This is a genomic window from Variovorax sp. Root411, assembly GCF_001425205.1.
Lineage (GTDB): Bacteria > Pseudomonadota > Gammaproteobacteria > Burkholderiales > Burkholderiaceae_C > Variovorax.
The window spans coordinates 77,333-101,864 of sequence record NZ_LMDW01000005.1 but is presented as its reverse complement, the minus strand read 5'-3'; the positions used below and the strand labels follow the sequence as shown (position 1 = coordinate 101,864).

General features: G+C 61.6%; 9 protein-coding genes. 3 read left to right on the top strand and 6 right to left on the bottom strand.

What is annotated here, in order from left to right; genetic code table 11:
• Positions 1 to 8: 8 nt before the first annotated feature.
• The 3 genes from ASC92_RS09880 (at position 9) to ASC92_RS09870 (ending at position 8,983) form a co-directional block, all read left to right on the top strand.
• On the top strand, positions 9 to 6,353 hold the full coding sequence (locus ASC92_RS09880; RefSeq protein WP_056514025.1) for a DEAD/DEAH box helicase: 6,345 nt from the start codon (positions 9 to 11) through the stop codon (positions 6,351 to 6,353).
• Entirely contained in the window at positions 6,350 to 8,446 is a 2,097-nt protein-coding gene (locus tag ASC92_RS09875) for a UvrD-helicase domain-containing protein (RefSeq protein ID WP_056514022.1), read from the top strand. Before ASC92_RS09880 ends, ASC92_RS09875 begins: the two co-directional genes overlap by 4 nt.
• Before the next feature lie 159 nt (positions 8,447 to 8,605).
• Positions 8,606 to 8,983: an HNH endonuclease gene (locus ASC92_RS09870; protein ID WP_056514017.1), complete on the top strand. Its 378-nt coding sequence runs from the start codon at positions 8,606 to 8,608 to the stop codon at positions 8,981 to 8,983.
• 56 nt (positions 8,984 to 9,039) lie between these two features.
• Here ASC92_RS09870 and ASC92_RS09865 read toward each other — a convergent pair whose 3' ends face one another.
• The 6 genes from ASC92_RS09865 to ASC92_RS09840 all read right to left on the bottom strand — a co-directional run bounded on the left by ASC92_RS09865 (position 9,040) and on the right by ASC92_RS09840 (position 24,510).
• Entirely contained in the window at positions 9,040 to 11,787 is a 2,748-nt protein-coding gene (locus ASC92_RS09865; protein ID WP_082519555.1) for a UvrD-helicase domain-containing protein, read from the bottom strand.
• The gene (locus tag ASC92_RS09860) at positions 11,787 to 12,845 is read right to left on the bottom strand and encodes an HNH endonuclease (protein WP_056514145.1); all 1,059 of its coding nucleotides are present in this window, start codon (positions 12,843 to 12,845) and stop codon (positions 11,787 to 11,789) included. Before ASC92_RS09860 ends, ASC92_RS09865 begins: the two co-directional genes overlap by 1 nt.
• Before the next feature lie 5 nt (positions 12,846 to 12,850).
• A complete protein-coding gene (locus ASC92_RS27985; RefSeq protein ID WP_082519554.1) occupies positions 12,851 to 13,243 on the bottom strand; it encodes an HIT family protein in 393 nt (130 codons plus the stop codon).
• Between the two features lie 6 nt (positions 13,244 to 13,249).
• A complete protein-coding gene (locus ASC92_RS09850; protein ID WP_056514012.1) occupies positions 13,250 to 14,392 on the bottom strand; it encodes a DUF3883 domain-containing protein in 1,143 nt (380 codons plus the stop codon).
• Positions 14,393 to 14,633: 241 nt separating this feature from the next.
• The gene (locus ASC92_RS09845; RefSeq protein ID WP_157609021.1) at positions 14,634 to 20,936 is read right to left on the bottom strand and encodes a DEAD/DEAH box helicase; all 6,303 of its coding nucleotides are present in this window, start codon (positions 20,934 to 20,936) and stop codon (positions 14,634 to 14,636) included.
• Positions 20,937 to 20,946: 10 nt separating this feature from the next.
• Positions 20,947 to 24,510 carry an STY4851/ECs_5259 family protein gene (locus ASC92_RS09840; protein WP_056514009.1) on the bottom strand — a complete coding sequence of 1,188 codons (3,564 nt, stop codon included), beginning with the start codon at positions 24,508 to 24,510 and terminating at the stop codon, positions 20,947 to 20,949.
• Positions 24,511 to 24,532: the final 22 nt, after the last annotated feature.

Here is a 24,532-nt window from a genome sequence, read left to right as displayed (position 1 = left end):
ATCAATCAATGCAGCCTCTAATCGTTGCGCAACAAGTCACTCAAGGGGTCGCTGACTTTCTGCGCACGGCATTCCCGTCCACCACGCCCGGATTCATCGGCTTGCTGGAGCGCTTCCTGCAGCAGCGCGACAACATTTTCAAAGGACCGTACCTCACGGTGCCGCTCCCCTATAGCCCAGGTCCGAAGCAGAGCAAACCATCGTTCAGTTGGCTCACTGCCGACTTCAAGCCCCACGCCCATCAAGCCAAGGCCTTCGACCGGCTGGCGGGCGCGGACGCGCGCTCTACGCTGGTCGCAACAGGCACGGGCTCGGGCAAGACGGAGTGCTTCCTGTACCCCATCCTGGAGCACTGCCGCCAGGCACGGGGTGAAGGGCGGCCTGGTATCAAGGCGATCATCCTGTACCCGATGAACGCCCTGGCCGCCGACCAAGCTGGGCGCGTGGCGAAGACCATTGTGAAGTCGGCAGCGCTGGCCGGGGTGCGTGCAGGTCTGTATGTCGGCGACACGCCCGCGGAAGAGTCCAGCACTGTCAAGGAGTTGGACCCAAGCACGTTCACGGTTATCACTGATCGCGACGCCCTTAGAGCCAATCCACCGGATATCTTGTTGACCAACTACAAGATGCTGGACTTTCTGCTGCTGCGTGCAACCGACGCTCCGCTTTGGGCGCAGCAACGCCCAGACACGCTGCGCTACCTGGTGGTGGACGAACTGCACACCTTCGACGGCGCACAGGGCACGGACTTGGCCTGTCTGATTCGCCGACTGAAAGGCCGGCTGGGAGCCGCGCCCGGTCAGCTGGTGTGTGTGGGTACCTCGGCGACGCTGGGCGAGGGAGGTGGCGACAGCCTGCTGAACTTTGCGCGCGACATCTTTGGCGAAGCCATGGATGCCGACGCCGTGATCGGCGAAGACCGTGTAGCAGTCGGCGACTACCTGAGTGACGCCGTCGTGGAGCACACGATGAGCCCGCAGCCCGCCGACGAAGAGCGCCTGGACCCGTCCAACCATCTCAATCTCCACGCATACCTCGCGGAGCAGGCAGGGCTTTGGTTTGGCGAGACGGCGTCATCGGATGCTGCCTGGGACTTCGAGCAACGTTGCGAGTTGGGCCGACGGCTGAAGAGCCACTTCGCATTCCAAAACCTGCTTCGCGACCTGGACCGGCTCGGGCCGAAGTCAGTGCCCGTCGATGACCTGCTGGCGCTTTTGCGCCGACGCTTGCCCAAGCGCCAGAGTGACGCGACGAGTGAGCGCTTCGTGCTGCTGTGGCTGTCCAGCCTGCTCGCGCTCGTGGCGCATGCCAGAAAGCCGGGTCATCAGGATTTCTTCCTTCAGGTGAAGGTGGAGATCTGGCAGCGTGAACTGCGGCGCATGGTGGCCAAGGTGGATGCGCAGCCGGCACTTCGGCACCATGACGATCTGGGCAAAGCGGACAAGGATCATCAGCACTTGCCGGTGATCCACTGCCGTGACTGCCACGCCACCGGGTGGGGTGCAACGCTGCCCAAGACCAGCCCGAACCAACTGCAGCAGGACCTGCGCTTGTTCTACAGCGCGTTCTTCGGCGAGGACGTGTCCACGCGCTTTCTGTTTCCGGCAACGCCGGCCGCGGACCGGCGCGTCTTCGAGCGAAAGCAAGTTTGTCCCCGATGCTGTACCTTGCACCCTGTGACACAACAGGGTTGTTCGCACTGCGGGCACGAGACGCTGTTGGCGGTGGACATCACGGCCAACCTCAAGCAGGGCATGCGCAACGGCGCCCCGTTCACCAAATCGCATCACAACTGCCCGTACTGTGGCGGGCACAACACGCTGACCATCGTGGGTTCGCAGGCGGCCAGCTTGGCGGCCGTAATGGTGGGCCAACTCTTCAGCAGTGGCTACAACCAGGACAAGAAGCTCATCGCGTTTTCGGACTCGGTGCAGGACGCAGCGCACAGGGCAGGGTTCCTGGCCGCACGCACCTGGCGCTTGAATCTGCGTCCAGCGTTGGCACAGGCCATCGCAGCTGCCGACGCAACTGGACAGCCCTTGACGCTGGCGCAATTGCCCAAGGCCTTTGAAACACAGTGGCGGGCCGCTTTGGGCGACAACCACTATGTGGCGAACTTCCTGCCGCCGCAGTTGCACTGGATGCGGGACGTGGACACGCTGATGGCCACCGGCGAGCTGCCACACGGCAGCCAGGTGCCGGTGCAGATGGCACAGGTAGTGCCGTGGGTTGTCAACGCCGAGTTTGGCCAGGACGCACATGTGGGGCGTACCTTGGTGGCGACCGGAACGGCATGCGTCACACCCGCGACCGACGCGATGACTGCCGCCATCGACTGGCTGCGGGTCCGCCTTCGCGAGCAAGTGGAAGTCCTGAAGGACGTGACGCCCGAGGAGATCGGCGTATTCCTGCGCGGGCTGATTGGCGAGATGCAGCGCATTGGAGCCTGGCGCGACCCGTTGCTAGCTTTTTTCGCGCGCGTCGGCTGCCGACCGCAGGCCTACAGGAAAAACCCCAGCCAAGAAAGGATGCTGTCAGGGCCTAGGCCACCGCGGTTCTTGACGCTGCCCGAGTACCAGTTGTGCACGAGCATCGAACGCGATGAGTCGCGGGTGTTCAGGGACTGGGCGCTCAAGGCGTTGCAGGAGTTGAACCTGGTTGCGCTGGGCGCGGACCAGGTCGTGTGCGATGTGTATCGCCTGGCACTTGACGCGTTGGCTGAGGCAGGCGTGGCGGCCTACGAGCAAGCGCTGGACAAGCCAGAGATAAACGTCTGGGGGTTGGAGCCGGCCGCCTTTAGGGTCGAGTTGGGCGGGCGCAAGTGGCGGTGCGCCACGTGTCACAACGAGGTGCTATCGGGTCTGTCCGAGGACTTCGAAGATCAGCCTTGCCGGCGCACGGGATGCAAGGGCAGCCTGCATGCCGATGGTGGTTGGGGCGACTTCTACCGCAAGCTGTATCTCACTGCAGAGATTCAACGCGTCGTTGCTCATGAGCACACAGGCCTGCTTCCCCGCGAAACGCGCGAGCGTGTGGAGCGCGACTTCAAGTCCGACAGCGACAGGCCAGGTGGCATCAATGTTCTCTCAGCGACGCCAACCTTGGAGATGGGCATCGACATCGGCGACTTGTCGTCGACATTACTGTGTTCCGTGCCGCCGACGCAGGCCAACTATGTGCAGCGCGCCGGACGTGCAGGCCGGAGCACTGGCAATGCGTTGCTGATGACCATGGCGGCCAGCCGCCCGCATGACCTCTTCTTCTGGGAAGAGCCCAGAGAGATGATGGCCGGCAGTGTGAAAGCGCCTGGCGTTTTTCTCAACGCGTCCGCTGTCCTGGAACGGCAGCTGACCGCCTTCACGTTGGATTGCTGGGTCCGGGAGTCTGGCAAGGCGGGGGGCATTCCCCGCGAGATTCGCTCAGTCTTCAACGCAATCCGCGGCCAAGCGAGGTCGAAGTTCCCTTATCCGTGGTTGAGCTTTGTCGAGCAGCATCGGGGCGAGCTTCTGGACCGCTTCGTGCGCCTGTTCAATCAGGCAGACAGGAATCCGCTGACCGAATCGACGCAAGACTGGCTGTCGAAGTTCATCAACGGCAGCAAAGACCAGCCTGGCTCATTGGGCTGGAAGATCATCGACAAGCTCAATGGCATCGCGAAGGACGTGGATGAGCTAAAGCGGCAAGCCGAACGCACGAAGAAGGAGATTGAAAAGCTCCAGGCCCTGGCCGTGCGCGGCGAGGAAGACGAGGCTGAGTTGGTGCGCTTGATGCAAGAGCGGACCGCGCTTTCGCGCCTGGTCGGCAGTATCGAGGGTAAGGCGACGCTAAACGTTCTGACCGACGAGGGCCTGCTGCCGAACTATGCGTTTCCTGAGCAGGGGGTGTTGCTGCGTTCGATCATCGTGCGCGAAGCCAAGCCCGGCGGCGGAGCGCCTGATCCGCTGACCTTCGAGTACGAGCGCCCAAGCGCCTCCGCAATTACCGAGCTTGCGCCCAACAACACCTTCTACGCCGAAGGGCGACGTGTGGTGGTGAACCAAGTGGACGTTTCCAAGATCAAGCCCGAGGCGTGGCGGTTCTGCAGGCAATGCTCATATACCGAGCCGCTTTCCTCGGGCCACCACCACACCAACTGCCCGCGCTGCGGCGACACGATGTGGAGCGACAGCGGTCGAGTGCGTGAGATGCTGAAGCTCACGACGGTCTTCGCACGAACACTAGACCGCGACAGTCGGATTGCCGACGACTCGGACGAGCGGCACCGCGGGTTCTACGTTCGCCAGGCGTTGGTGGACAGCCCGCCCGATGCTGTCCGCGATGCCTATGTGATTGACAAGCCGGAGTTCCCGTTCGGTTTCGAGTTTCTGGACAAGGTAACCTTCCGCGAAGTGAACTTCGGCGAGCAGGCACCCGATGCCTCCCCGATGGCCATCGCAGGTGCCGAGATGAATCGGCCCGGGTTCAGCATCTGCCCGGAGTGCGGCACGATCCAACGGCGCCGCAAGGCCGAGGATATGTACCGCAACCACGCGCCGTACTGTTCTAAGCGCAAGGACCCGGAGGCAACAGCGCAACAGTGCGTTTTTCTGTACCGAGAGTTCGCGAGCGAGGGGATCCGACTGTTCCTTCCCGAAGTGGGGTTTGGCGATACGGAAGAGCGATTGTTGAGCTTCGTCTCAGCGTTGGAGCTGGGACTCACACGGCGCTTCCGCGGGGCGGTGGATCACCTTCGCATCGCGCTAGACATCCGAATGGCCGCAGGGCAAGAGATCCCTCGGTGCTACTTGGTGATCTATGACAGCGTGCCTGGCGGAACCGGCTACCTGAAGGAACTGATGCGGTCCCCCGAGCCTCTGCTGGAGGTGCTGGAACTGGCGCTTCAGGCGTTGAACGAGTGCGTCTGCAACCAGGATGCCGAGGCGGATGGTTGCTATCGCTGCGTTTACGCGTATCACAACAGCTACGACCGGGAGTCAGTCTCGCGCCGAATCGCTCAGAAGCTGTTGAGCGAGGTGGTGCAGCACAAGGGATCGCTCAAGCAGGTAGTCAACCTGTCGGGCGTGCAGACCGGGAACCAGCTCTTTGACAGCACGCTGGAGAAGCGCTTCATTGAGGCCTTGCGGCGCGAGCATGGCGGCAAGCGCTACAGCCTGACGGAGGTGCTGTTCAAGGGCAAGCCTGGGTACCAGTTGCAGGCCGACAGCCGCCGCTGGCGGGTGGAACTGCAGGTGAATCTGGCTCACAGCGATGGCGTTCTTGTGGCCTGTAAACCGGACTTCGTGCTCTGGCCAGACGACGGCACAGAGGAGCTGCCGATTGCCGTCTTCCTTGATGGATGGCAGTTCCACAAGGAATCGATCCCGCTCGACTTGGCCAAGCGCATGGCCGTCGCCAAGAGCGGGGAGTTCTCCGTCTGGACGCTGACCTGGGACGACATCGAGACTGTGCTGCAGGGCAAAGAATCGGCGACGCCGTCGCCCTGGCCAACGCTCTTGATCGAGGGCGGTGGCAATGTCGTACCCAAGATGTGTGAGGTGCAAGGCCTGCCAGTCACCATCAACGGCTTCAAGTCTCTGTCCCCGTTCATGCAACTTCATCAGCGACTACGCGACTGGCGCCACGAAGAGATGCGCAAGCTCGGCATTGCACTGGCGATCGGCTTGGTCATGCCACCTGGGGATACGACTGTGCTCGCGGCGATGCGCCAGGGTGCTTTCTGGCACCGGCTGGAAGAGCTGTCGCTGCTGCCGGACTACAACAAGCATCGGCTTGGAGTTCGACAGCTTGGAAGTGTGGTGCGGCTTGTTGCGGGCAGCCACCCTGATCATCTCAGCGAGTTGATGAAGGGCACCGGTGTTGCACAGCACGAGCCCATCCTCGTCGCTGAGTGGGTCCCCGACACTGTGCCGGAAGCCGAACGCCAAGCCCGCTGGCAACAGCTCTGGCAGTGCATGAATCTGTTGCTGCCACTGCGGCACGTTTGGGCCGGCGCTGTCGATATGCCAGGCCTGGAGGCGCTGCAAAACGCCCCGGTGTTGCAACAGCAGACCAGTGGCCTGCCTGCCGCGTGGGTGGAGGCGTTGAGCCTAGTGCTGCGCGAGACTCAAGCCTGGGCTCATGCCCTGGCCGTTGCAGGCCTGCCCGCACCGCAGGTCGGCTACGAATTGCTGGATGACAAGGGGCGCATCGTTGCCGAATCCGAGATGGCCTGGCCGGCAGTTCGGGTGACCATCTTGTTGCCAGACACAGGGGCCGAGGCCAAATTCGAAGCCGCTGGGTGGACTTGCTTTGTGGTGACCGAGGGCCCGTTGCCCGTGGCGCTGATGAACAACCTGAAGGAGGCCTCAGCATGACGCTGGCACCCAAGATCGCGATGTCTGATGACTTCCTTAAGTCATTCTCTGCCGTGCCGCGCGACCAGCAGCAAGCCGTGCTGACGTTCGTGGCCAAGTTCAGACAGAACCCTACGGCTTCCGGCATCAACTACGAACGCATCCGCGATGCAGCCGACCCGAACATGCGGTCGGTTCGCGTCAACGACAACGTTCGCGGAATCGTGCTGAAGCCGGATGTGGGCAACGTCTATTGCCTCCTGTGGGTCGACCGTCACGACGATGCTTACCAGTGGGCTCGTCGTCATCGTGTTGCGATTCACCCGGATGTCGGCAGTATTCAGATTTATGCGGTGGAGGCAGCGCCTTCCTCAGACGCCACTGCGGCCGTGCCCGTTGCAGCTGCGGTGGCCACTGGCCTCTTTGCCAGCCTCAAAGACCGAGAGATTCGGCGCTTGGGCGTGCCTGACGAAATGCTGCCCGCCGTACGCGCGGTAGCTTCAGACGAGGCATTGGAGGCGCTGGAGCCGCAGCTCCCGGACGAGGCTTTCGAGGCGTTGTTCATGTTCGCCGCCGGTGAACCGTACGAAAAGATCGTCGCCGACCAAACTGCGCTGGAGACCGTCGACCCTGCGGATTTCGTTGCGGCATTGGACCGGGACGCCACCAAGCGCCACTTTGTCGTGCTTACCGACGACAGCGATCTGGAAGCGTTGCTTGCTGCACCGCTGGAACGTTGGCGGGTGTTCCTGCACCCCAGCCAGCGCAAGCTCGTGGAGCGCGATTGGGCAGGGCCGGTGAAGGTCACGGGCGGTGCCGGGACCGGGAAGACGGTTGTCGCCATGCACAGAGCAGCGCGACTTGCACGGCAGTTTTCTACGCTCCCAGGCAGACCAGTCGTCTTTACGACGTTCACCAAAACACTGTCGGATGACATCCGCCAGCACTTGGAACTGCTCTGCACACCGCAAGAGCTGGAGAAGATCTTGGTCGTCAATCTGGACCAATGGGCCTCAACGGTGCTGCGACGATTCGGCTACAAGCCCGAGCTGCTGTACGACGAGAGCGCGCGGCGGAGCTACTGGCAGGCCGCAATGTCTGCCATGCCGACGTCGGCGGACCTGTCGCAGCACTTCATGCGTGCTGAGTACGAGCGTGTGGTGCTTCCGCAGGGATGCGAGACGGCAGAGGACTACATGCGAGCCAGCCGAGTTGGTCGTGGTGGGCAGTTGGGACGTGCGACTCGGAAAGCGATCTGGCCGGTGTTCGCCGAGTACCGCGCACAGCTGCACGGTGCGAATCTTCGTGAACCAGAGGAGGCCTTCCGCGATGCGCGTCGGCTCTTGGCAGACCAAGCGCCGGAACTTGGCATTCGGGCCATGGTGATCGATGAGGCACAAGACATCAGTCCTGCGGCGTTCGAATTGATCCGTGGGGCAGTGCCCGTCGCAGCGAATGACCTGTTCATTGTCGGCGACGCGCACCAGCGCATCTATCGACACAAGGTCGTGCTCAGTCGCGTGGGGATCGAGGTGCGTGGGCGCAGCCGGAGCCTGAAGGTGAACTACCGAACAACGGACGAGATTCGCCGCTGGGCCTGTGCCCAGCTGGAAGGTTGCGCGATCGACGACTTGGACGGCAACATCGACACCTTGCGCGGGTACCGCTCCCTGACGCACGGCGATCGACCGGACGTGATCGAGTCGTCTTCCCTAAAAGACGACGTCAAGCACATCGAGGCGATCCTGAAGCAACTTGCCGATGTCTCAATCGAGCCGCGCCAAGTGTGTATCGCCGCACGCACAAACGACGATATCGATTCCATCGTAGACGGCCTGAAGAAGGCCGGGGTGGCTACGCTCCGCTTGGAGCGGTCGACGCCCGATGACCCGTCCGCGCCCGGCGTACGCGCCGCCACGATGCACCGCATCAAAGGGCTTGAGTTCGGCGTAGTGATCATCGCTGCGTACAAAGGCGCGACCAAGTACGCCGAAGTGTTCGCGCGGGAGGAAGACGCAGGTGTCTCGGGTGAGACTGAGGTGGCTGAGCGATCACTACTGCATGTGGCCGCTACACGGGCAAAGCGCCACCTATTTGTTCTAACGAGAACATAGTCTACGAAGTGCCACGGTCCGTGAGAACGAAAAAACGCGATGGAGGCCGCTGTGCAACAGCCTTGGTTTGCGGTGGCGCGTGAGGTGGCCATAACGGGGAAATTTGGGTGGCCGCCGTGGAGCAGCAGGAACCGAACCGAGTGCCTAAGCTGGAACCCAATGGCAACTCCGATCTTGGCGGTCGAGCAGAAGTTTCGTAACGGCCTGATCCAGGCCTACCAAGGCAAGTGCTGCATCTCAGGTTGCGCGATCGTCGCGCTGCTGGAGGCGGCACACATCACCCCGCACAAGAATCCGGCAACAGACGTGCTGGGAAACGGCCTGCTGCTGCGCGCCGACCTGCACACACTGTTTGACCTTGGGCAACTGCTCATCGACCCCGAAACGATGATCGTCCAGGTGCACCCTGATGTCAGATCTGATCCGCACTACGCGAGTTTTCATGGCACGAAGGTCGGTGGCGCACTCGGCCATTGCCCGAGCAAGCTGGCACTCAAACAACACTTCGACGACAACCCAGCCGGCTGGGAGGCCTGAATCGGAATAGGCCGACGAAGCGGTCATCGTCACCGAGCGAGGCACTGCTCGCTTCCCTAATGACGCCCACTATAGGCACGACGCTCTCTGCGCTCGTCGCGCTTGAAGTCGCACTTCGGAAACGTACTGCAAGACAGGAACGGGCCATACCGGGAGGTTTTCGTCCTAAGGAACCCCTTGCCGCACTTCGGACAGATCTCACTCTCTCCCTCAGTCCCGTCGCCGTTGAGCACGCGCAATCCTTGCTCCTTGACGAGTTCGCTGATGAAGCTCGATTCCATGTGCTGTACGGTAATGAGTGTCGCCGTCGACCGAGCGCGCGTGAGCGCCACATAGAACAGTCGTCGCTCCTCCGCAAACTCGAACGCTTCACCAGCCGGCATCGCCAACTGGAGCACCGGATCGTCCGCAATCTTGCTTGGAAATCCCAGCGTCTCAGCCGTCACTCGCGGAACGATGACGTGGTCGGCCTCCAGCCCCTTCGAACGATGCACTGTGAGGAAAGAGATGTCGACCCACTGGCTGTCGTACGTCGGCGGCATGAAGGAGCGATCCTTCTGATAGCGGGCCAGCAAATACACCGTGGCCTTCGTCCCTAGCGCAGCTGCCTCCTGCGCGATCTCTCGAATCCGCCCCTCGATGGCCGCCCGGATGTACCGCTCCTCCTCCACCCGAACAATGCGCACTGGCTCGGCGATGTCCGCCTTGGGAGAGCGAACTTGCTTGTCGATCTGACTCGGATTCTTGCGCACGAACGTACTGCTGATCTCGCACAGTGATGGCGGGCAGCGGAAGGTGGTCTCCAACTTGAGCGTCGTAGCTTTGCCGAACCGGGCTTCGAATCCCGTCATCACCGCGAGATCTGCGCCGGCAAAGCGATTGATACCTTGCCAATCGTCGCCCACGGCAAACATGTACTTGTCTTCGCCGCGCATCAAGGCAGCCACCATCCGCGCACGCGCCTGGCTTGCGTCCTGGAATTCGTCCACCATGACCAGCTCATAAGGGCTGACCCATTTGTTCGACTCGATGCAATCGGTCGCCAGATTGAGCATGTCCTCGAAATCAATGCACCCGCTTGAGCGCAGCTTCTCGTCCCAGGCCTGCGATAACTTGTCGAAAAGCTGCAGGAACATCTCATGCCGAAAGCGGAAATCTCCGGCGGCACCCTGCGCCAACCGCTCTCGCAAGTCGTGCATCGACAGGCGGTTGCTCTTCACGTGCGTCAAGAAGGACCGAAAAGTACCGGCGAGGCGTGGGTTCTCGATGGGCTGGCGCCCCGGCACGGGTCGATCCGGATTCGGGTCCAAGCTCACACCCAGCTTGGGCAGCTCGCGCTCGAGATATTCAAGCGCCTTGCCAGACCAAAGGTCGGCCATGGTCGTTTCCAGCAGGATCGTTTCGTGCTGCAAATGCAACGCGCGCTTCCATGCCATCCCCTCCTTGTACCCGGTGAACTCTTGGGGCGGCTCGCCCTTTTCGTTCAAGGCCCAGTGCTCCAGATAGGCGTTGGCGTCCGGAAGGTAGAAGTCAGGGCGGTACTGACGATGGCTGGCATCGGCCGTCTCGTGCTCGTAGGCGCCTTCGTAAACATAGCGCACGCCGTTGTAGAAGAGCCAATTGGCCAGCACCACCTCCCCTTGGCTTTTGACGGTTTCACCGTTGAGCGTCCAGAAGCCGCCTCGGCGCTGCTGGGCGTCCCAGGCGTTGGGGTTGTCTTGTTCCTTTCCGAACTTGGGAAGGTCCTGCCCCAGGACGACGCGAAACAGATCCCATTGGGTGCGGAATTGGCGATCGCGATCTTTGAGGTCGTCAACCAGGCTCACCAAGGTTTCCAGGTCTTTCCCTCCTTCCAGCCAGGGTGCAAGTGAAGGCTTCTTCCCCGTGGCGGCCCCAATGACCTCCAGACCGAAGGCGTGGAAAGTTCTGGCTGTGACCTTGTCAGCCGGCAGGCCTAAGGGCATGAGCCTCGCCCGGATGCGCTCACGCAGTTCGGCGGCCGCATCGTTGTTGAAGGCCATCAACAGCATGCGCTCGGGCGCGAAGTACCCGTGTTGAAGCGCGTAGCCTGCCTTGGCCACCATGGTTCCAGTCTTTCCCGAGCCGGCGGAGGCCACCAGCAGCACGCGACTGTCGAAACAGACCACCGCGTTGCGTTGTTCGAGAGTCAAGGGAGATTTCTCCACCCGTTCGAAGAACGCTTGATCGTCCTTGGCGACCTTGGCTGCGTGGCGCTGATTGACGCCCAGCGCGAATTCCTCCAAGGAACGTTGCCACATTCGAACGGCGTCCTGCACACCCTGCGGCTGACGCGCCAGGTGCTGCTGGACCTCGGGGGTGCTCATAGGCGCGTTCGCCAGCGTCGGCTTCGAGCTTCCCATGCGCTGCACGAATTCGTGGCTGAGCCAACCACGACGCGCGATCTGGCGCTTGCAGGCCTCGATGGTCGACAGTGACCAGCGCAGGATCGGGCGAACCTGGTGGTCGAAATCGCGGAGCAGGATCTCGATCTGCTCGCGTTCGCGCTTTGTTTCTCGCGCCGCAATGACTGCACGCTTGAGCTGCTGAGCTTCGGCGTTAGGAATGCCGTCGAGCTCAAGGTGCTTACCGTTACCGAAGGAAATGAAAAGAGTAGCCCAGAAGACGCCCGGTTTGACCGCGAGGCTCTCAAGTTCGCCGACGCTACTGGTAAGCATCTGGCCGCTAACGCCGAGCCGAATGTTTTCGCCATCCATTTCAAAAGTCCACTCGGGGGCACTGGTGAACAGCTTGCCAGGCGCGGAGGGCTTCCAGATGCGCGTCATCACAACGCCCCCAGAAGCTGCAAGTGATCGATGCCGACCGCTTCGTACGACGCAGCCTTGATCCACGCCCGCCCACCGGCTGCGTGAGCATTCGCGTAGCCCCAGGCGGCCACGCGATGCACGGTTCGATCGTCCACCGCCACGCCAGCAGATACCCCAATCTCGACAAGCTGCGCCGACTGCTTGCTCAAACGCTGCAACCAACGCTCGAGGTGCCCCTTGCCAGCCAAGGAGTCGGATTTGCTCCGGTTGCACGCCGGATGCGCCAACACGAAATTGTGAGCCACGTCGCGCGGATAGAGCGCGAATGGGATGAAGTGGTCGACGTCGGCCTCGTGCATGCCCCGCCCACAGTAGAAGCAACGCGCCCCGTCCAGTTTGCGCAGTCCCGTGCTAATGATGGCCAGCGACTGCCGAGAGATGCCGAAAAGGAAATCTTCCAGGTCCCCCGCATCGCCCAAGATGCCGTGGTTGCGCCGGTTGGCCTTGACGTGGTCTACCCAATGCGTTCGCGCCAGCTGTTGCACCAAGGGGTGAAAACGACGAAAGCAATAAGCCACGTTGGGCTTGAGCTGGATCAAGCCGCGCCCCGACCTTTCGTAGAGGAACAGGTCGGTGATGCCGCCAAAGTTCTGCAGATAGGTCAAAGGCTGAGCAGAAACCACCGCCGCCACCTTGGCGACCAGCGCCTTGTAGGTCGGCACAGCGCGTGCCTGCGTCGACGTCGCCGCACCGCAGTTCGCTCGGAACGCTGCGATGCTCGTTAGCACGGCCGCTTGGGCGCCCAGGTTCTGGACCAGCACACCAGCATCCGTATCCGGCCTACCGGATCCGTAGGGCAATGCATGGCGCCAGTACAGCTGCACAAAGCGATCCGCAATCTGCTGGATCGAGAGCGTCAGCTCGCTTCCATCATCCGCACCCAGCTCCACCGCCAGGTCAGACAGTGCAATCAGTAGCGCGAACTTGTAGGTCGCCGTGAAATCGCCCTCTGCGAACAGGCGCTGCAGCTTGCACAGAAACGCGAGTTGCACTTCGGCCGAGGGGGCCGCCTTCACGGCCGTCAATCTCGTGGGCTCCAGTAGTCCGCCCTGTCCGGGATCACCCAGCGCACGCCGCCGCGCGGATCGGTCTGATCACCTTGGAAGCGGGGGATCAGGTGGACGTGCAGGTGCGGCACAGTCTGGCCCGCTGCCGGACCATCGTTGATTCCGATGTTGAATCCATCTGGACGAAATTCCGCTTGTGCCGCAGCTTTCGCCTGATCCAGCAGTTCGAGCAACGCAGCCCGCTCCGCCGGCGTGATCTCGAAGAAGGAGCCGACATGACGCTTGGGAATCACCAGGCTATGGCCAGGTGAGACAGGAAAACCATCTCGAATCCATACCGCATGTTCGTTCTGCCCGAGGACGCGAGTTGAGGGCAAGGTGCAAAAGGGGCAAGGTTTCTTGGTCATGCGGGTCTATGCCACCAGGCGACGGAAGGAAGCGCGGTAGTCGATGGGTTCCAGGTGCAACTGCTCGGCGAGATTGCCTTTGAGGACGTAGAGCTTGGGCTCATCCCGGAACTGAAACACCCGATACAGGCGGAAAGCATCCTCCCGCTCGGCAGCAAACTCCAATTCGTTGCGGCTGATGATGAACGAGGAGGCATGGCCGCCGTTGGTGGTCTTGACCTCGATGAAGCGATGCACACCGGGTCGCTCGTGCGAAAGGATGTCGTAGCCCGCACCGTCTCCGAGCCGTTCCGAGATCCAGTCCAGCTGCTGAAAGAGCTCCGGAAAGCCTGCTTCGCTGAGGCGCCGCTGCTCGAAGCCAATCACCCACTGCTCGCCAGCGCGGCCGAGCTTGCGGTTCGCCTCATCGCGCAGAGCCCAGTCCACCTTGCGCGGCAATCTTGGCTTGGGCATGCCCTTTTTCACCTGAACAACCGTCTCAACAGGTGGCGGCTCGACGACAGAAGCATGGAAGGAAGCCTCCCCTGGTGTCTTGACCTCTTCCATGGCATCGACCACTTGGCCCACGACATCGGGATAGTCCAGCACGAATTGCTGGACCGCTTGGCGCAGCAAGAGTTGTGCGTTGGCACGGGGCTTGTAGCCGGAGATGAAGGGCAGCTCCAGGCCGTGCAGGACGGCACTGATGTTCTGGAACTTCAGCTCCACCGAGCCCTTGCTGCGTCCTCGCAGCTGCTGGCGCAGTTGGGCGTTGAACTCGGTCTTGGTGTACTGCTCCTGGGCCGCCTCGAGCCGCAGCATCTCAAAGTAGGAAGCCACGGTCACCTGCACTTCGGCCGCGCTCCAGTCCTCGCCGATGCGCACCACCTCGAAGCCCAGGCGCTGGAGCTTGGGCACAACGGTGGCCTCTCCGCCGGAAAAGTCGGCAGCCTTGAGTGGCCCTTCCTCGGGGAACTGATGGCCGAAAGCAGCACCTACGACGGCTTTGGAGTCGCACAACTGTCCGGACTTCGCATCGCGCACCATGAAGTCGCGTGATTTACCGAAGCCGTAGCGGGCCAGGAAAGCAGTGCGGCCTAATCGGACGAACTCGTCCAGCACTGCCTGGACAGCGGCGGGGCTCTGCAGACGGGACAACTCAGCGGACATCGCCGACGTCCGCGCACACGGCAACCATTGACATGCTCTCTTCCGGAGACGGCACTCTAACCGCTCGACCCCGAACGAAGTATTCATGACCTGCAATGACGCGCGCTTCTGCCTGCCCTGACATCGGAGCGCCCTCTACTCGCAGGCGTGCCCGCCGCGACTCATTGATCAGCATTTCCTTAGGCGGCGGACGGGTTGGCCGAGCCGACGCCGAACTCGTCATTCGCGCACATCCATTCAGCTAAGCCGCAACAACGCCAGTCTTTTCCGCGCGGTGCTCAAAAAATAGGCGTGTTGGCAGTGCGTGTCCTTGCACGCTGGTCTTGATCTCCGCGAGTTGCTCGCCGAGACTCGTCGCCGGTCCGTTCGCGTCAAAGCTCGCTGCGGCGGATCGGGCCGCAGCCTGCGCCACCGTCCAGTACGAGAAGCCCTGATCGAGCCACACCGTACTCACACTTCCATCCTCGAAATCGATCGTGAGGCATCGACCGTGGACAGTGTCGCTACGCCGCTTCGACCACACCCTCCCCTCAATGCCGCAATACTCGAACGCCGCCTCGACCGCGGCCCCCCGCGTATCCGAGTCCTCCCAATCTCCCGCCCAGTGATTCCGACGCCGCGCCACATGCCCTTGCTCGATCTGCATCGTCATGATTTGGACTACCGGATTTGCCCACCCACCCAGCGGCTCGTACATGGCTTTAAGCCCAGATATCGCCTCCACCAGCAGCGCGCAGCTGATGGGTGTGGCGAGATAGCGGTCTTCGTAGGTGATTGCAGTGATCGTCTTGGTCAGCGGAAGGTGCGACTTCATCTTCCCCCAGAACCTGGATCCAAACCCCGCCCCTGTTCCGTCCAGTTCATTCGTAATGCCAACAGAGTCCAGCGCGCCTGCGGAAATGGTCGGCAACACGAGGGGATCGACATTCAAACGGGGCGCCTGGGTCAAACTGCTAATGACGCCTCCTTCGCCGCTCTCGCCCCAGCCGGCCGCGGGTAGGCTTGCGTCCAATCTCTGCGTCGCCCACGACCGACATGTGCCGTCCGCGAACTCGACAGTTGCCAAGCAGGCACCTGGCGCCCGCAGCGCTATGCCGTTCCCACACACCAGCCGCACACCACACAACTGCTCCAAACTCGACAGCACCGACGCATTCTCCGCACTCAGGCCCTCAAAACCGACAGTTGTCACGACGAGGACCAACTCCACGTCGCTTTTTGCCGAAAGCCAATGCAACATTCGGCGTAACGGCGAGGACGGAAAGTCCCACTCCGCGATCTCACCACCCACGTACACAAACAACCGCTTCGCATTGGAGCGGTTGAGTTCCCGCGACACGGCTTCTCTTACCGGCTGGTATTCGGACTGCGACAGCGATCCGAACAGCATCAACTCTTCCGGCAACGCGAGCGCATCGGTCCACTTTGGGGTGATGAACTCGAGTGCGGCCTGCCGATTCAAGCTCTCCGCTTTGAATCGCGTGTCGAACGTGAGTAGACAGCTCTGACACGCGCAGTCGCACGAGCGCTCGCAAACAAGAACTTCCCGTGCGCCTCGCAAAAGGGCGGGGAGTTCCGGAGCAACAAGGCTGGAATACCCGGCCGCGCGCATGTCAAAGATCTGCACCGCCCGGACCTTCCGCCCCTGCCCGTCCCGCAATAGCTTCGTGTCGCAACCGAGTTCGCTCTCCGCGATGCCCAGCCGCGCCGCGATGGTGCGACGCAGCGCCACCGCCAACGTGTACGCGACGGGCTCGTCGATAAGCGCGTGGCCTTCCGCGTCAAACAGGCAGAGTTCGAGCACATCGGTGGTGTATTCGCGGCCGAACCTCACGCCCTTCTTTATCTTGAATGCGCTATCGCTGCCCCCACACATCCAATCGTCGCCCTGTCCGCGACGACCGCGCAGCCGCTTATGTGGTTGACGAAAGACGAACGGTGTCGCCGTCTCGTCCTGAGCATCCCCCATGGGCGCTGTCCGCCCACACTCCAGGCACACCGCATACCCCGAGCCGTACAAGCCAGAGGAGTGATGAAAGACCGATGCCTGTGCCGAAGCCCGGAAACTGCCCAATGCCGGATTGACGAGCGGCATCCAGTCACCGCTCGCCGCGATCCAGGGCGCCTCCACGGGCACGTATTTTTGAAGCGTGATGTCGTTGTGCGTTTCAGCATAAAGATCCACGCTGAATCCAGCCGGCTCCAAATACTGCATACCGGTCTGCTCCCCGGCCGCAAGATCAGATCCGCATTCGGTGCAGTAACGGAGGTGTGAGGCAAGCACGCTCGTGCCACTCGCCCCGCAATGCTTGCACCGCCACGCCTGCCGGATGTTCTGCAACTCGTTTACTTGGTCCAAGCTCGCTGGTGCGTGCCAGTTCAGCGTAATGCCTGCCGACTCGTATACCAGCCCATCGATCACGACCGTTGCGCCCGGCGCGTATTCCCGGAGCGCTGTAACGGTGTCCCGACTGGGCAATTCACGCCGGTGGAACTTGTTGTCCTCCCGACCTCCACCATCTCGGTGCTTTTGGAGCTCGACGGAGTCTTTGTTAAGCGTCTCAAAGGTGGTGATATCGGTGGGGAAGCCATAGCCGGGCAGGAACCCGCTCGTTGCCAGTTCGCGCAGCAAGTATTCGTCCAGAAGCCGCGTCTTCTGCACCGTGAGGGCCCGCATGGGCACCCGATCTTCCTCGTCCTTCTTGGACAACTCGTTGAGTTGTTGAACGATCGCGTCGTACTCGAGGCTCCAGGCGTGTGCGTGCTCACCCGCCGCCCGACCCGTTTCAGCGACCAGCGCGCCGGTGCTCTTCCTTCCCTCAAACACCGTTCGCCTTGACAACTCCCTCAACCCCTGGTCCAGCTCGGCCTGCTTCGCAGCGTCAAAGCACTCACACCAGGCCGTGAATCGCTCCTGCCTGCTGCTGCCCCGCGGCAGCATCCACCAGTCCAAGGTCAACTTGTCGAGCTTGCCTTTGCGGTCTTGCTGTCGGAGAAATTGCGCAAGGACCATCGAGTTCACATGGCGCTGCACCAACACAGGACTGGACAACGAAATTCCCGGCGATTTGAGCTTTGTCTCAAATGGCCAGGCAGTGTTCAGGAAAACGTGTTGGTCGTGGGGGTTGTTCTTGCAGACGGTGAGCGCGACGGACCGGGTTTCGCCCCGCCGCCCTGCTCGCCCCGCGCGCTGCAAGTAGTTCGCAGGATGCGGGGGCACGTTGTTCATCGCGACGGTGTTCAGTCCCCCGATGTCCACCCCCATTTCCATCGTCGTCGAACAACTCATCAAGTTGATCGCGCCTCGCTTGAACTGCGCCTCGTAGACCTGCAGCCGGCTGCCGCCTTGCTGGGCGGAGTGTTCTGCAGCGCGAAAGTAGCCCGCGCCCTCCACGACCCTGTCATTGATGCTGGACCAAATGCCTTCCACGCGCAGGTCTGTGAGTGACGCTTGCGCATTGACCCACTCGCGGGCCGCCTCAACTCTTGCCTGGTCGTTCGCGTAGTCCAACGCCGCGACGTCGCACACCGGCAACTGCACGGGCCTGCACAGAGCGACTGCCTCGTGCAACTGCTTCTGTGGCAAGTACGGAGTAACACCCCGCAACGTGCAGTCCAAGACGCGGCGCGTTACCGGGCACACCCAGGCGTCGGTGATGGTGCGAAACGCCATGTCTGCGATGTCGAGCGCCCGGCCCTGCCCGCCGCCTAGTTGCAGGAGATTCGTTGTCAGCGTGAGATCTTCCCATGCGGCGATCAGCAGGCTGTCTATGCGATCTCGCCCGGACTCCGTGGCAGGGTCCACCTTGAGCACGAAAGCGAGGATCCGAACAAGCTTGTTCTGCCGCTCGCCGGGCAACACTCGTGGCCACTTCGTCAACTGAGAATTGGGTCTTTCCGTGGAGCCAGCGGGCAGCATCTGTTTGGCAAAGACGCGATTGCCGCCCCAACGCTTCCATGCACTCGGCAGCATTAGGCACATGCTCTGCCGAACTACGAAATCGAGGCTGATCTTGAGGAAATCCTTCCACTCAACCAACGACAGCCCCGCCAGCTGGACCGCCGGCTTCAGCGTGCGGACGTTGGAGAGCTTGGGGTATGCAACAGACACGAGGCCCATGGTCTCCAGGCTGTTCTGGCGTTTGGGACGCCGTGCGAACTCGCGGCACATCAGGACGCGCGCCAATTGCTCCTTGCCATCCGCCCGCTTGAACTCTTGGTCTGACTCGGCGTAGAAGCCGTAGATCCAGCGTGACACATCGGGCGCCTGTGTGGACAGCCAACCCACCATGTCATTGAAAAGCACTGGTTTGCCGGCAGACAACTCCAGCAGAGTCTGCTCATGCTGCGCAATTAGCTTCGCGATGCTGGCCTCCGCGGGCGTTCCCTTCACCTGCCCCAGAGCAGGTTTCAGAGCCAGGATATCGGCCTCGATCTGCGCTCTCGACTCCTCTGCGCCCGCGTTAGAGGAAGCGATCCTCCGGTACACGGCGGCGCGCAGCCCGTTTCTCTCGGAGTCTTGCTGAAGTTGTGCTGCTATTCGAGCGGTGCCCTGCCGGCTGTCCGTGAACGTGATCATCCGGCGTCCGCGCATCGGAACGTCAAGCGGGTTGTCCCCTTCAGGGCAGAACTCCAGCAGAGTCGGAATGATGTTGCCCAGCAAGAAAGGTGCCCCGATCCTCGGGGTGCGAAACTGCTCCAAGCGAGAAGCGTCGCCGTCACAGCATGGGCACTTCAAGATCAAGCGCCCCTCTACAGTCACCTGATCTTGAACGCGGATGGAAAGCGCGGGTTCATCTTGCTTGTCAAGCAATTCAGCACTGCTCGGGTTCAGACGTGCCGGGGCCCCACGGGTGTCTACATTCACGATCAACACCGGTGAACGCAGTACCGAAGTGGGGGGGCCTCCAACGTCCGCGTCGTCCATCTCCGCCTCGTTCTCCCGTTCCTCCGGATCGCGGTCTAGCAGGAATTCATCGACCTCGCTGGGCAAAGGCGGCAGCAACCACCTGCGACCTGCACGGGAATTGATCTCCGCTTCAAGGTACGTCTCATTGCAGTCGTTGCAGGATACGAGCGGGAAGACCGGTGCGCCACATTCGCAGCGGCGTCGATCGTCTGTAAAGACCATCCCGAACGGCCACTCTGGGTCGTCCAGCTTCGTGCCGGAGCGCTTCACGCACGCGCCGCTCGAGCAAGCCCAAAGCCCATTGAGTGTGTTGTGGAATATGTGAGCGCGTAGGGGGAGGAAGGGCGACGCGTCACGGCCTGTTCCGTTGACGCCGCTCGTCAGGGCATCGACCCATGCAAGCGCGGTTTCATTGTCCGACTTCGCGCTGTCCGCCCGCAATCTGGATTTCAGCTCAGACAGAGGCTGATAGCTCCGGCCGCTCGCCGCCGGGACGAACAACTCGCGCAACGCCCGCGCCACCGGGTTTGCTGCAAGAGCATCGTATCGCTCTTGCGCACTCTCCATCCTAGAAATAGAGGTCGGAGGAGTGTCGGAAGATGACGGGGCTAGCTTCTCAAGCAGGGCAGGTACTTCCCGCTCCCCCTCGACTACGACGACGCGGTCTGAGTGGACACCGGCGAGGCGCGCCAAGAATTCCTGCAAGTTCCGCTTCGCTTCAACATCACCTGCACCCATCGTTGCAGAGGTAGCAACGAAACGGATCTTGTCCGCATCAGTCCCAAATGCGTGCAGGACGCGACGGAGCAGAAGTGCGAGTTCAGCCGCCTGGGAACCGATGTAGTTGTGCGCCTCGTCAAGAACGATCCACTCAAGCTTGCCCTTCGACTTTTCCAAGATGGCTGCGTCTTGGGCGCGCACCAGCATGTACTCAAGCATCGTCGGATTGGTCACTAGGATAGCCGGTGGTCGGTCTCGTAGCGTCGCACGATCGTGAACCTCGTTGGGCGCGTTTTTGGCTTTCTCCGCCTTCTCTTCTTCCGGCGTCATACCGTTGTAGAGGCAAAATCGGACATCGCCCCCGAACGGCCCTGTCCACGCTCGCAAGCGCTCCCGCTGGCTCTGAATCAGGGCGTTCAATGGGTATAGGAATAGAGCTCGCACCCCCTGCACGGCCCCCTCCTCCGCACGCAGCGATGCAAGTCGGCTAAGGACCGGAACCATGAAGCACTCGGTCTTGCCCGACCCCGTGCCGCTTGTTACTACCACCGACTTAGGCGCCGTGCCCAACAATGCTTGCCAAGCTTCCAGTTGGTGCGTATACGGCCGAGCTTCTCGGGGAAACCGGTAGTCCTTGGCGCTTTCGCCCCACGGCTTGTCCATCGCTGCAACCAGATCAGGATGAAGAAGAGTCTTGGACAGCTCGGCCATGGTGACATGGGCTTGTTGCCACCTAAACGTCGCTTCGAAGACCGGATCGCCAAGGAAACAACCCGAATCACCGTAGCCCTGCGCGAACTCGTCCAGCAGGTGGCGCCGGAGCGGCGCATTCGAGAACCCTAGCTTGCTCAGCGTGGCGCGCGCGGCGCGAGTGCTCAGTTCAGGGAGAAGAGAGGAAAAATAGCTGAGTTGCATTGCGTATGTGTCAACCGACTTCGGCCGGGCGAGGCGCACGCCGATGGTGGGAGGCCTGAGGGGCTGTCAGGGAAAGGGCGATGAGGGTTCCTATGCGGCAGCTTTCGTCAAACCACGCCGGATCGAAGCTCCTGATGCGGAGCAGGCGAGACATGATCTCGGGTGTTCGCCATTGCTGCGGCTTTGTGCACAACTGCGCCAGTAAACCGGCAAGCAGCGGCGCATTGGCAACGTCTTCCTTCAGATTTTTGGAATGCGGTCCCGATTGGCCGGCAGTTGGCATCCACACCAGTCTCTTCCCGAATTCCGCCGACAAGCGCGAAGCGTATGCCGGCTCGTTCGCTTGAATGATGTGAATCAAATCGTTCGCGAGGCCCGTGCATGGCCACACACGATCGTCAACGTGCTGGCGCAATAGAAAACGCTGCACGAGGCAGTCTTCGCCAACCCAGATCTTCTGCAGCAGCGCTGACGGGGAAGTAGCCGCCATCCGCGCAACCCGCGATGTTAGCTCTTGGCTATGCTCGATTCCTGATTCGAACCACACCACATCCACCAGCGATTGCAGCACGGTGTCACCGAGCCCAAGCTGCGGGAACTCCCCTTTCACAATCGTGTGAACAAGCGAATTGTGCTCTTCGACATTGAACTGACGCGCCCAGGTCTTAGTAAGCAGAGCCAGAACCTCTGACAGCACTGCTTTTGGGGTGAGCGCCCAGATGAGACCCAGCTCATCGCGCATGCGGTCCATGAGCTGCGTGCCGCCTGCGAGCTTCAGCACGGCAGCGATACAAGCACGCGGGTCTCGCCCAATGGCTCGCCAATAGTCCAAGGTACTGAGCGGCAAGTGGGAGAGCTGCTGGTAGTGGTGCCTCACCAAGCCCCATGACCGATGATCTAGATCGCAGGACATGGCAGACACCACCGCTTCGATCTCTATCGCGCGCTCGCTTGCCTCTTCGGACGACATCGCTTGGCCTAGCGGGCAAAGCCTTGCGATGCTTGTTGCGTTCTGAGTTCCGATCGCAAATCCCGCGTAGAGCGAAGGCCTCAACTGCAACGAAGATTCGACGGCCGGGTACACCAACCAGGGACCACGGTCCGCGGCCAGCTGCGCCACGGGCCAGCTTCCAACTGGTACACCGTCCGACATCGATTGCGAGAGTTTCGACCCGGCGTCGCTTGTTAGCAGCGGCACCGCTTCAAGCACAATTTGCTCAATGACCTGGACGCCATGGCTTGCAAGGCATTGCTCGGAGAGCGTCATGCTCGCGCCCTTCGTCTCCAACTCGGCGTCGTAGCGAACCAGGCGCATCTCAGCAATTACAGAGCCCGCCTGATAGATTCGAATGTTCAGGCGCGCGTCGAGGGAGCTACTTTGACACATGATGCCGCGCACGCTCGACTCGAGTTCGAGCAGACGAAGTTCGCCAAAGCCTTGCTTATCCAACGAGATTGCATGCTCTGAAACCACAGACCCGCCCACTGTGCCCGCGAGTTCGAGCATCAGCGTATAACGTTTCGGGGCTTCTGGGTTTCGCGAGAAGACCTGCGCGCGCAGTTCGGGCAAGCACTTGAGGGGAAGCAACGCACCTTTTGTCACTTGCGCCCCATTGGAAGTCAGGAAACGCCCGCCGCTCGATGGGAAAGGCAACTCAAGCCGTAGCGCCAACGTACTATGGGGCCAGACGACTGATGCGCCAATCTGAGCCGGTGGCTTCGTTTCGCTTGCGAGCTCCCACCGCGCCACATCTGGAAGCACTTCGACGCGCTTCGTCAGTTCAGCGGAAGTGTCGAGTTGGCTAAATCCCCAACCCTTGAACTCGACACTACCCTCGCGCGGAGAGTCGCCGGAACGAAAGCGAACGCGCGCGTCTTGCGCCACAAGTGCCATGCGGAAACGACGCACCCGCATGCCGCCCTCGACCAGCCATGCATCGATAGGGCCGCGATGCCCCTTTGGGCTATCCACCTGCGTGCCCTGCCGCATTGGCATAACCCAGTGAATATCCTTTGGATGCACCGGTGCAAGAAGCCCGTCGGCGGTCAGCCGGCACAAGTGGGGAACGCCCTGGTACACCGGAAATGGCCCCGCTGAGTAGGGCGCGCGGGTGCCCCGCCATAACAGTTGCTCCGCAACGCCTGCTACCTGCTTCGTCCGTACGAAGAAACGACTCGAGTCCAGCTGGATGGACACTGACCCCGAAATCTCGTAAATGCGGCGCGCTGGCTGCACATCTTGCATTTCTCCTACTACCGTTGCCTGCGAGTCTTCACTATCCGCAATAACCTGAGCTTCTGCGCTAACGGCAAGCAACGCACGCTCCTCTGCCACGCGGCAAGAGCCGACGCCCATCAGCACATTCTCAGACTGGCGAATGGCGAAGACCCATGGCTGGAAGTCGTCCAGGCCGTCCGCACCAGGAATTCCCACGGCCTCGTGCAACGCTTCGCCTGTCGAACGCAGGACGAGCATGTGCTCCTGCGCCGCATCCTGGCCCACGACTCTTTGCGTCCGAGCGGACAGCATTACTTGCGACTGCGCACCAAGAAGTTGTCGAGCCTCCCCCAGAGCTAGCTTGCCCGATCCTATTGCCTCCATGCTGAACGACTGTGGGATCGAGTCGGCAGAGATGTCGCAAGCAGCCGCCAGCGACTCCAACGCAATAGTCGCTGGCATTTGCAGCGAAAGCACGAGTTGAAACGCGCCGTTTTGTGCAGACTCACGTAACGTCCGAGTGGCGATCACCGGGTAGGCGGCCGCCGTGCTCATCTCGCGCGCCGCCTCCTTCACCAGGCCGACCAATAGCGGTTCAGCAGACTTGTCATCGACGGCCATGGGGAACGCTTGCCGCCAGTCGGGACGCATTCGGTCCAGGTGTCCGACGGGATCGGCAGAGCCTGCGAGGTTGTACTGCCGACGCAAGTCCAGCACCGTGGTGACTACCATGGCCAGGAGGCGATAGATGTCCTCGTCGCGCAGGTGCTGCACTAGCTCCAGTTCATAGGCTTGGAAGAACGCCTCGAGCCGCGCTGCGTCCCACCCAAACTGCTGCGCCTGCCTGGTACCGCGGATAAGTAGGCGCGAGATCGCCCCATCCCCCTTGGCGACTAACTGCAGGGGCAAGCCTCCATTCGCAACGATCGCGCCCAAATAGCGCTTGCCGGCGCCGCTCGGCAGGTGACCCCACGCCCGCAACCCCCACTCCACGGCGGCACTCCGCTCGAGTACATCAAGGTTGACCGGCGACTGTGCGATCGATTCGAGAATGTGCAACCAGCGCCAGGCGCCGCCGGCGTATTCCCTGCGCCACCACTCGGCCGCATATAGCACAAAGCACGCGCTCTCCGCTCTCTGCTTGAATACCCACGGATCGCCCTGCAAAGCGGTAATCCGCTCCGCGAACATAGCGCGCAAAGCCAGGTATTCCTCCTTTGCTGCGCGGTATGAGAAGAGCATCTGCCCGTTTGGGCGCTCCAACCCACGCCGCGCGAGAAACTCCCTTACCCAACCGGTGAAGTCCTGCAATATTGATTCTCCTCCGTCAGCGGCGGTCTTTTCGTCGCCGGCCAAGCTCGGTCATTGTCCCCAGTTT

What these genes read in the sequence shown, in the direction of transcription:
- ASC92_RS09880 (WP_056514025.1), top strand. Translation starts at nt 9, where the DNA reads ATGCAGCCTCTAATCGTTGCGCAACAAGTCACTCAAGGGGTCGCTGAC.
- ASC92_RS09875 (WP_056514022.1), top strand. Translation starts at nt 6,350, where the DNA reads ATGACGCTGGCACCCAAGATCGCGATGTCTGATGACTTCCTTAAGTCA.
- ASC92_RS09865 (WP_082519555.1), bottom strand. Translation starts at nt 11,787, where the DNA reads ATGACGCGCATCTGGAAGCCCTCCGCGCCTGGCAAGCTGTTCACCAGT.
- ASC92_RS27985 (WP_082519554.1), bottom strand. Translation starts at nt 13,243, where the DNA reads ATGACCAAGAAACCTTGCCCCTTTTGCACCTTGCCCTCAACTCGCGTC.
- ASC92_RS09870 (WP_056514017.1), top strand. Translation starts at nt 8,606, where the DNA reads ATGGCAACTCCGATCTTGGCGGTCGAGCAGAAGTTTCGTAACGGCCTG.
- ASC92_RS09850 (WP_056514012.1), bottom strand. Translation starts at nt 14,392, where the DNA reads ATGTCCGCTGAGTTGTCCCGTCTGCAGAGCCCCGCCGCTGTCCAGGCA.
- ASC92_RS09845 (WP_157609021.1), bottom strand. Translation starts at nt 20,936, where the DNA reads ATGCAACTCAGCTATTTTTCCTCTCTTCTCCCTGAACTGAGCACTCGC.